This is a genomic window from Sphingopyxis sp. (assembly GCF_050725615.1).
Taxonomy (GTDB): domain Bacteria; phylum Pseudomonadota; class Alphaproteobacteria; order Sphingomonadales; family Sphingomonadaceae; genus Sphingopyxis.
In genome coordinates, this window is sequence record NZ_JBOHHU010000013.1 from 54,969 (window position 1) to 62,903 (window position 7,935).

8 protein-coding genes are annotated in these 7,935 nt (G+C 63.9%); all 8 read left to right on the plus strand.

The genetic code is table 11. From position 1 onward, the window contains the following. The first annotated feature begins 192 nt into the window (after positions 1–192). On the plus strand, positions 193–2,730 hold the full coding sequence (locus ACREB7_RS04970) for a TonB-dependent receptor (protein WP_431591183.1): 2,538 nt from the start codon (positions 193–195) through the stop codon (positions 2,728–2,730). A gap of 182 nt (positions 2,731–2,912) precedes the next feature. Further along, positions 2,913–4,028 (plus strand): muconate/chloromuconate family cycloisomerase, encoded by a 1,116-nt coding sequence (locus ACREB7_RS04975; protein WP_431591184.1) that lies wholly within the window; start codon positions 2,913–2,915, stop codon positions 4,026–4,028. Between the two features lie 17 nt (positions 4,029–4,045). Beyond that, positions 4,046–4,330: a muconolactone Delta-isomerase gene (catC, locus tag ACREB7_RS04980; protein WP_431591185.1), complete on the plus strand. Its 285-nt coding sequence runs from the start codon at positions 4,046–4,048 to the stop codon at positions 4,328–4,330. A gap of 25 nt (positions 4,331–4,355) precedes the next feature. After that, on the plus strand, positions 4,356–5,261 hold the full coding sequence (locus tag ACREB7_RS04985; RefSeq protein WP_431591186.1) for a dioxygenase: 906 nt from the start codon (positions 4,356–4,358) through the stop codon (positions 5,259–5,261). Then, positions 5,258–5,962 carry a CoA transferase subunit A gene (locus ACREB7_RS04990; RefSeq protein ID WP_431591187.1) on the plus strand — a complete coding sequence of 235 codons (705 nt, stop codon included), beginning with the start codon at positions 5,258–5,260 and terminating at the stop codon, positions 5,960–5,962. Before ACREB7_RS04985 ends, ACREB7_RS04990 begins: the two co-directional genes overlap by 4 nt. Next, complete coding sequence (pcaD, locus tag ACREB7_RS04995) at positions 5,959–6,750, plus strand: 3-oxoadipate enol-lactonase (protein WP_431591188.1); 792 nt, start codon at positions 5,959–5,961, stop codon at positions 6,748–6,750. The genes ACREB7_RS04990 and pcaD overlap by 4 nt, the downstream gene beginning before the upstream one ends. Next, the gene (locus ACREB7_RS05000; protein ID WP_431591189.1) at positions 6,747–7,250 is read left to right on the plus strand and encodes a flavin reductase family protein; all 504 of its coding nucleotides are present in this window, start codon (positions 6,747–6,749) and stop codon (positions 7,248–7,250) included. Before pcaD ends, ACREB7_RS05000 begins: the two co-directional genes overlap by 4 nt. Before the next feature lie 158 nt (positions 7,251–7,408). Beyond that, positions 7,409–7,935: thiamine pyrophosphate-binding protein (locus ACREB7_RS05005; RefSeq protein ID WP_431591190.1), on the plus strand; the 527-nt coding region annotated here is incomplete at its 3' end.

Genomic DNA, 7,935 nt, shown 5'->3' on the forward strand with positions numbered 1-7,935 from the left:
ATCTCGTTTGTGGGGCCGGGTGTCGTTCCCATACCCCCAATGCATCCAGAGCGGGACCGGATTTGGGCCAGTTTCCTGGCCGGAACACGCATCAAAACAGCGTGATCGGGCGGTGGGGCCTGAGACCTCTGCAGGGTCACTCGACTGGACTTTGGGAGGAGATTTCAGATGGCAGACATTTATAGGCGGCGCATGATTCAGTCCCGTCAGTGGAAATTGACCGGCGCTATTGGCGCTTCGGTCATGGCGCTCGCGCTGGCGGCGCCGGCGGCCGCACAATCCGGTACGACACCGGACGATCAGGAGCAGGCGAACGACGGGACGATCGTTGTTACCGCGCAGCGCAAATTGCAGACGATCCTCGACGTGCCGGTCAGCGCCACCGTCTTTTCGTCGGAGACACTGGAGGATCGCAATTACAGCGATGCGAAGGACTATCTGCTCCAGACGCCGAACGTCTCCTTCCAGCAGGGAGGCCGCAACGGCGCGCGTGAGATCGTCATCTCGATCCGCGGCATCGCAGACCTCAAGGGGGGCGAGAAGGTTCTGACGCAGAGCGCCTTTGCGACCTATATCGACGATTTTTCCGCAGGCACGCTCGCTTCGGGGCAAGCCAATCCCAATATCTATGACGTCGAATCGGTCGAAATCCTGCGTGGGCCGCAGGGTGTTTTCTTTGGCCGCAATTCGGAAGGCGGTGCGATCAACATCCGCACCAAGAAGCCGACCGAGGACTTCTATGGACGGATCGACGCAGGCGTTGGCCGCTTCAGCACCTACAGCCTTGCCGGCGTGATCAACGGCAAGGTTGCCGACGGCCTGTTCGCCCGCTTGTCGGTTCAGGGTGAAACCACCAAGGGGCCGCTGCGCAATCGCCACCCGATCGGCGGCGGGACCGACGCCGACTATCTCAACATTCGCGGCCAGCTCCGCTGGCAGCCTGACGATGCGACCACCGTCGACCTTCAGGTCAATCACACGATCGACAATTCGGGGATGCAACCCAAGATCGGAAGCTGCATCAATCAGGGCGCTTTCGGTCTGCCCTACAACCTTGCCTCGCCCGAACTGCTGGGCGGAATCGGCTGCTATGACGCGAAGGGCGAATTCCGCAAATGGGTTGCGGCCGGACCCGGCGGTACGCGGCCCCAGCTTGGCGGGTTGAACGTCAACTCCATCCGCAACAACAAGGATTCGCTGTACCAGGACACGCGCGATTTCACGAACAACGAAACGACGCTGGTGATCGGCAAGGCCTATCATGAATTCAGCGACAGCGTCGGGCTGACCTTCGTCGGAGGATATTCCGAATCCGATCAGGATCAGTTCCTCGATCTCGACCGTTCGGGGATCCGCGCGATCAATCGGCTCGGCAGGTTCAGAACGAAGTCGTACAGCGTCGAAGGCCGACTGTCCTCGGTGGGCGAGGACAATAAGATCGACTGGACGGTCGGCGGTATTGCCTATCGCGAAAGATTCGCGGCTGTGAATCAGATTCTGATCGAACAGGTGCTGGGTCCCTGGGTTCCCGGCGACAAGGCCAACGAGAACCAAATCGTCAACCGCCTGAGCGGGTGGGCGGCATTCGCCAATGCCGAATGGCATGTGACGGACAATCTCTCGCTGATCGTCGGTGGCCGCTATTCCTATGACCGTGGCAGCAACCAGTGGAGTGACGTGTATGCGGCGTGCGGACGCCGGCCGGTCGGCACTCCGCTCGACACGTCGACTGCGGTCGATGGCAATGGACCCTGCGAACTGACGCCCGAACAGGCGTTGATGGCGGCGCGTGGCCAGCTTCCCGTCTATGGCGGCTTCGTGACTGGCGGGCGCTACGAACAGCGCACCGGCCGCTTCGCTACCGGGGCGGCGCATGATTTCTCGCCGCGGCTTGCCATCAACTGGAAGCCGAACGACGATTCCTCCATCTATGCGAGTGTCTCGAAGGGCTACAAGCCTGCGGGCGGTCAGGCCAACCCCGACAGCGGTCTGGGTGGATCATCGTCTTTCGGCCGTGAAAAGCTGTGGAACTATGAAGTCGGCGGCAACGCCTATCTTCTGAACCGGCGCCTGCTGGTGCAGGGGGCACTGTTCTACATGGACTGGAAGGACTTCCAATTCACCTCGCGCCAGACGCTTTGCGTCCTCGCTGCGACGGGCGCGGTCGTGGTCGTTACCCCCGACCTCAACCTCGCGACCTGTTCGCGTCAGCTCCAGGCCGACTCGGTTACCAACTTGCCCAAGGCGCGGTCGAAGGGCTTTGAGCTGTCGGCCACCGCGCGGGTTACCGACGGTCTGACGATCGGGGGCTCGATGGGCTATCTTGATGCCAAATATATTCGCGGTCAGGGACTGATCGGGGGTGCGCTTCAGCCGCTCGACGGTCTTCGCATCGGCAATTCACCGCGCTGGACGGCGTCGGCGAATGTCGAGCAGCGTTTCCCGTTGGCGGGCGGCGATGCGGCGATCGCGCTCAACTGGAGCTATCGTGGACGAACTGCGCTCGGCGTCGTCGAGCAGTCGTCGCTGACCTTCCCGGCCGCGATCGATCCCGTCAGCCTGTTCAACCTGCGTTTCACGCAGGATTGGGGAAAGAACAAGCTGTCGGTGAACGTCGATAACCTTTTTGGCAGCGAATATTACACTGCCACCGAAGGCTTCAGCTTCGTCGGGCCGCAGCTCAGCTACAGTCCGCGCACCTGGTCGGTGAAGTGGACGACCGAGTTCTGACGGCACGCAAGCAAGACTCTCCTCAACTGGCCCGCCTCGAAAGGGGCGGGCCTTGTTTTTGAGAAGGGGGGAGCGCCCGCATCGCGTGCGTCGATTAGCGCGGTGAATGCACCGCATGAAATCTTCTCTCGGCGGGGCGGGCCGCTCTTTGCGTTAGACATGGCGCGAACAAGAGAGGGCCGATGGCGCGTATCGATAAAATCGAAGTGGTGATCGCGGATGTGCCGACCATTCGGCAGCATGTGCTGGCGATGGCGACGATGACCACTCAAGCGATCGTTCTCGTCTTCATCCGCTGCGACGACGGGATCGTCGGCGTCGGCGAGGCGACGACGATCGGTGGGCTCGCTTATGGCGAGGAAAGCCCCGAGGGGGTCAAGCTGGCGATCGAAACCTATTTCGCGCCGCTCCTGATCGGGCTGGATGCCGACCGGCCCGCCGCCGCAATGGCGTTGCTCGACCGGCATATCGTCGGCAATCGCTTTGCCAAATGCGCGGTCGAGACGGGGTTGCTCGATGCGCTGGGTCAGCGGACCGGGCTGCCGCTTTCGGAATTGCTGGGTGGCCGCCGCTGCGATGCGCTGCCGGTGGCCTGGACCCTCGCGAGCGGTGAGACGGTGCGTGATATCGAGGAGGGCGAGGCGATGCTCGCCGCGTGCCGCCACAATATGTTCAAGATCAAGATCGGCAAGCGCGAGGTGGCGGACGACTGCGCGCATGTCGCGGCGATCGCGCGCGCCTTTGAAGGGCGCGCGTCGGTGCGCGTCGATGTCAACCAACATTGGACGCGCGCGCAGGCGGCTGACGGCATCGCGCGCCTGCAGGATGCGGGGGTGGCGCTGATTGAGCAGCCGATCGACGGACAGGATGTGGCCGGCCTGCGCGCGCTGTGCGAGCGGTTCGATTGCGCGATCATGGCCGACGAAGCCCTGACCGGTCCGGCGAGTGCCTGGCGCTTTGCGACGGCGGCGGCTGCCGACGTCTTTTCGATCAAGATCGCCCAATCGGGGGGACTTGCGGCCGCCGCAAAGGTTTGCGCGATCGCCGAAGCCGGCCACGTCGCGCTGTACGGCGGAACGATGCTCGAGGGCGGCATCGGAACAGCCGCATCGGCGCACCTGTTCGCGGCGGGGCCGGCGATGGAATGGGGCACCGAATTGTTCGGCCCGCTGCTGCTTGCAGACGAACTGCTCGAAGAGCCGCTGCACTATCGCGACTTCATGCTTCAGCTTCCGGTCGGGCCGGGGCTGGGGGTGCGCATCGACCGGGCGCGGCTCGACCGCTTCGCCCGAAACTGAAGAAAGGAAAGTCCGCCATGCTGTTCATGGTCGAAATGACGGTCAATGCGCCGCACGATGTCGACAAAGACGCCTTCGAAGCATTGAAGGCCAGCGAAAAGGTGCGCGCCGAGGTGCTGCAACGCGCCGGAAAGTGGCGGCACCTGTGGCGGGTCGCCGGGCGCTACGCCAATGTCAGCATCTTCGATGTCGCCGATGCAGGCGAGCTTCACGACACCATGATGAGTCTGCCGCTCTATCCCTTCATGGATGTGCGGGTGACGGCGCTGTGCCGCCATCCCTCGGCGATCGACGCCGATTGAGCCGGCAGAAAAAGGGAGCAAGATTATGACCGATATCATTCGATCCGACGCCGTGCAGAAACTGCTCGACCGTGCCGCCGGGGTCGGCGAAGCGGGCGGCGACGCGCGCCTGAAGCGGATCGTCCGCGATCTGCTCGAGGCGTTGATGACCATCATCGAGCGACACGACATCTCCGAAAGCGAATTCTGGCGCGGGGTTGATTTCCTGGGCCGCGGCGCGGGTGAGTTCGGTCTGATCGCCCCCGGTCTGGGTATCGAGCATTTCCTCGACCTGCACATGGACGCAAAGGACGCTGAGGCGGGGCGTAGCGGCGGGACACCGCGGACGATCGAGGGCCCGCTTTATGTCGCGGGTGCGCCGCTGGTCGATGGCGGCCTGACCACAACTAACGACGTCAATCTGACCACCGATCCCGACGATACCGAGGAATTGACGATGGCGGGCCGCGTCACCGGCCCTGACGGCGAGCCGGTGAAGAATGCGATCCTTCACGTCTGGCACGCCAACTCCAAGGGCTTTTACTCGCATTTCGACCCGACAGGCGAGCAGTCGCCCTTCAACAACCGGCGGCGCATCCGCCTCGGGGCCGACGGGCGCTATGCCTTTCATTCAAAGATGCCGCGCGGCTACAGTGTGCCGCCCGAAGGGGCGGCCGAGCAGTTGATGCAGTGGCTCGGACGCCACGGCGATCGCCCCGCCCATGTCCATTTCTTCATCGAGGCGCCGGGGTACCGGACACTGACGACGCAGATCAACTTTGGCGACGATCCGCACGCGCATGACGATTTCGCCTTCGGAACCCGCGAGGGCCTGCTGCCCGTTCCCGACCGCAGCGGCGGCAACCCGGCGGTGCTGTTCGATTTCGTCCTCCAGCGTGCCGAATCCGCCAACGACGAAGGTTTTTCGTCGCGCCCGCGCGCTTCCGCATGAACAAGCTCTATCCGACAGCCACGGCGGCGCTTGAGGGGGTGCTGTTCGACGGCATGACTGTCATGTCGGGCGGCTTCGGGCTGGTTGGCAATCCCGAAAATCTGATCGCCGCGATGAAGGAGGACGGGGTCCGCGACCTGACCGTCGTGTCGAACAATTGCGGTGCGGAGGGTTTCGGCCTCTACGCGCTGCTCGCGAACGGACAGATCCGCAAGATGATCTCTTCCTACATCGGCGAGAACAAGCTGTTCGAGACGCTCTACCTCGAAGGCAAGCTGGAACTGGAACTCAACCCCCAGGGGACGCTGGCCGAACGCATCCGCGCCGGGGGGGCGGGGATTCCCGCCTTCTATACTGCGACGGGGGTCGGCACCGTCGTCGCGGAGGGCAAGCCGGTCGAAGAATTTGACGGCAAGCGCTATATCCGTGAGCGCTGGTTGCGCGCCGACCTTGCGATCGTCCGGGCGTGGAAGGGCGATACCCACGGCAACCTCGTGTTCCGTAAGACGGCGCGCAATTTCAACCCGCCGATGGCGACCGCCGCGACGGTCACGGTGGCGGAGGTCGAGGAACTGGTCGAACCGGGTATGCTCGACCCCGATATGATCCATACGCCGGGGATCTTCGTGAACCGCATCATCCAGGGCGTCCATTACGAACGGAAAATCGAAAAGCTGACGGTGCGAAAGCGCGCCGCATGACCAGTCGCTTTCTCGCCGATGATGGCTGCGCCATCGCTTTCGACTATCGCCCGGCCGAAGGGCGGCCCGTGCTGCTGCTCTCGCCATCGCTTGGCACTGCGATGGCGCTGTTCGAACCGCAGCTCGAAGCGTTCGAAGCGCGCTATGCGGTTCTCCGCTACGATCCGCGCGGGCATGGCGCGTCGGATGGCGTCCCCGGCGGTTCTTCGATGGACCGGCTGGGCCGCGACGTTATCGGTCTGCTCGATCATCTGGGGATTGGGCGAGCGCATTTTCTGGGAGTGTCGCTGGGCGGCATGGTCGGGCAATGGCTCGGCTACCGCGCGCCGGAGCGGCTTCTGCGGCTCGTGCTTGCGAACACATCGGCCTATATGGGGCCGCCCGACGGCTGGGCCGGCCGGATCGCCGCAGTAGCGGCGCAGGGGATGAACGCCGTCGCCGACGCGGTGATCGAACGCTGGTTTACTTCCGATTTTCGCCGCGATCATCCGGCGCGCGTCGATCATGCACGCGCCATGCTGCTCGCGACCGATCCGCAGGGCTATGCCGCCTGCAGCGCGGCGATCCGCGATATGGACCTGCGACCGACGGCGCACCTTGTCGCGGCGCCCACGCTGGTCGTCGCGGGCCTCCGCGATCCGGCGACGCCGCCCGATCACGCCCGCTTCCTTGCCGAAACGATTCGCGGCGCCCGCCTTGTCGAACTCGACGTCGCCCATCTTGCGAATCTGGAGCAGTCGTTCGCGTTCAATGCCGCGGTGGGTGCGTTTCTGGAGGAGGGCGAATGACCGGACTGCGCGCCGACTTTCTCGACGGGATGAGCCGCGCGGCGGCGACCGTGAACATCATTACCACCGATGGACCGGCGGGTCGCGCCGGCCTGACGGTTTCGGCGATGACCTCGGTATCCGCAGATACGCCGAAGCCGACGCTGCTTATCTGTATCAACGCGACCAGTGCCGGCGCGGCGCCGATCATCGAAAACGGCGCCTTCGCGGTCAACGTGCTGTCTGAAAGCCAGTCGGGTGTGTCGGATGTCTTTGCCGGACGCTCGGCGCATAGCGGTGAGGCGCGGTTCGGCTGTGCGACATGGCAGCGGGGCGTAACCGGCGCGCCGTTGCTCGATGGGGCGCTTGTTTCCTTCGACTGCCGCGTCGCCCAGCACCGGCAGATTGGCACGCACCATGTCCTGTTCGGCGAGGTCGAAGCGGTGCGATTTTCGGGCGAGGGCAGGCCGTTGATCTATGCGCTGCGCAGCTATGCCGTGCCCGCCGAACTGCTGGGCTGAGCGCCGTCCGAATTAGGCGGGCTAATCCGAAGGGGCAGTTTGTTTCAATTGTCCATGCGGGACCAAATAGCGAAAAAACAATCGAAGAGGAAAGCCTCCCGCTGCCGGATAGCGCCGGCGCCGGGCGGCCCCGCAATCGAACTGGATTGATAGCGACCATGACAAATATGACCGGCGCCGAAGCGCTTCTGACCCAGATTCGCGCCAATGGCGTCGACACGATTTTTGGCCTTCCGGGCGGGCAGCTCGATTATTTCTTCGATGCCATGTTCCACGCTGGCGACGAGCTTCGCGTCTTCTGCACGCGGCACGAGCAGGGCGCCGCCTATATGGCGTTCGGTTATGCCAGGTCGACGGGCAAGCCCGGCGTCTATACGGTGGTGCCCGGCCCCGGCGTCCTCAACAGCACCGCCGCGCTCTGCTCGGCCTACGCTACCAACGCGCCGGTGCTCTGTCTGACCGGGCAGATTCCCACGGCGGGTCTTGGCAAGGGTATCGGCTATCTGCACGAATTGCCCGATCAGCTCGCAACGATGCGCACGCTGACCAAATGGGCTGATCGTGCGATGACGCCGGAAGCCGCGCCGGAGCTGGTCAACGAGGCCTTTCGCCAGATGCTTGGCGGACGTCAGCGTCCGGTCAGCCTCGAAATGCCGATGGATATCATGGCCGAGCGCCGCGACGT